General features: G+C 44.6%; 1 protein-coding gene. It reads left to right on the top strand.

What is annotated here, in order from left to right:
- Window positions 1-129: 129 nt before the first annotated feature.
- Window positions 130-1275, top strand: a complete 1146-nt coding sequence (locus HK439_RS26240) for a protein kinase domain-containing protein (protein ID WP_190294440.1) — start codon at window positions 130-132, stop codon at window positions 1273-1275.
- The last annotated feature ends 782 nt before the right edge of the window (window positions 1276-2057 follow it).

Genomic DNA, 2057 nt, shown 5'->3' with positions numbered 1-2057 from the left:
GGCAACAGCGGCCCGATCACTTCCCATTCTTCGTCTGTAACGCCAATCCGCTCGCCCAAGGCTGCCTCCAAAAGCCAGCCTTGAATCAAGGTCCGAGTCCCCAGTCAAGCTTTGTCCACGAAGCCTAGCGTGCCAATACCAGAAGAAATCGAGTTTAACCGACCTGCTAAATTCACCTACGTGAATACATTGGGTAGTGGCGCTTGCGGCGAAACTATTCACGTTCGTGACGAAGGAATGGCCTGTGATTTTGTGGTGAAAAAATACAAACCCATAGTCCAAGATACCGAAGATCCAGAACTTTTTGACGAGCTTTTAAAACGTTTTCGAGATGAGGCGCGGATACTGTTTAGATTAAGTCATAGAAACATAGTTAGGGTGTATAATTTTTTTGATTATTCTGAACATAAAACATCATACATCGTTATGGAATACATTTCTGCGGAAAATATTGTCGATTTTCTAAGAAGGAATCCGGCAAGCGCAGATAAAGTATTCGAAGGTGTCGTCGATGGATTTACTCACCTTCAAGAGAAAGGTGTTCTTCATAGGGATATTAGGCCCGAAAATATTCTCGTCGGAAGCTCCGGCGTGCCAAAGATAATAGATTTTGGATTTGGAAAAACGGTCGGCAATGAAGCAAAATATCAAGGGCAAAAAAGTATATCTCTGAATTGGTGGTGCGAGACGCCACCTGAGTTCAGCAGCGGAATCTATGATTTTCAAACCGAAGTGTATTTCGTTGGGAAATTATTCCAGTTGGTAGTAACGGAATGTGGTTTGAGCGAATTTAAGTACCTCAGACTACTCTCTGCGATGTGCGAAAAAGAACGAAAAAAACGATCTAAATCGTTTTCCGAAATCCAAAGTCAAGTAATGAAGGGCAAGTTTGGAGAGCTCTCATTTTCAAATCCGGAGATCGCGGCATATCGTAACTTTGCGGATGAATTAGCTGGAGCAATCGTATCAATTCAATCCGATGCCAAGTTTGAGAGGGACACCCGAAAAATATTAGAGCGATTAGAGCAGTTATATCGGCAGACGATGTTAGAGAATACAATCGCATTGCCAAATAAGCTGATTTCCGTGTTTTGCTCCGGACAGTTTGTATATTATAGGAATTATGAAGTATATGTTGATGGCTTGCTAAAATTTATCGAGCTTCTACGCGGGGGGTCTGAAGAAAAGAGAAGCGTTGTTATAGAGAACTTATTAACACGGCTGGAGGCAAGTGACCGAACTGAGCCGGACTTTGACGGCGAAATCCCATTTTAAGATGGTTCTTAGAAAAATTGCTTTAGATTCTTGTGAATCCATCCAAAGAATATTGATGGTCATATTCTATAATTCAGGAATAGTGAGCAGTTACGCTTAGTGCGATCGTCACTCCTGATTGGCTGTACCGCAATATCCTGATTAGTTGAAGCAAGGTAACTGTAGCGATTTCCTGTCACTGCTGGAGCGTCTTTTAGCACCCTCTCAGCCCTATAGCCTTCGCTAATCGATTGGAAACAAACGTATCGCTCGTCGGCCACAGAAGAATCCGAACAAGGCACAAATGTCCACGGAGAGGGAGGTAGGCAAATGGGTTCAGTTGAGCATGAATAGAATATTTAGGGTGCTGGGTCGTATTTGTCTGGCTTGCCCTCGCGGACCCAAGCCTCCATCTCATCTAGTCTTTCCCGTGTCGGAAGATTCAACGCTTCTCGTTCGGAATGACCTTCAAAAATTTTCTTTTCGGTCATCCACCCTTGAAAAGTGGCATAATCAGCTTCTAGTCGCGCCGGCCCAGGTGCATTGACATTTGCTTCCACGCGGAAAAAATCTCTCACGTGCTTAATCACTAGTTCGAAATTCTCATTATGGTTCGCGACATCTTGCCCGGCAATGTCCGATAGCGCTCGCTTAAGCGTAAGCGCGAAGCCGACCCCATCTAGCGCGGCATGAGGTTATGGGCGAGAGGTTGTGACACTGAAGGAGCGGAGGAGCTTACGGTGTCAGTTTCTATGTCTGCGCCTATGACTGATGATAGAAGTTTCCATGTTCTTGAAGCGGTT

Source organism: Roseibium aggregatum (genome assembly GCF_014692675.1).
Taxonomy (GTDB): Bacteria; Pseudomonadota; Alphaproteobacteria; order Rhizobiales; family Stappiaceae; genus Roseibium; species Roseibium aggregatum_C.
This window is presented reverse-complemented; position numbering and strand designations above follow the sequence as displayed.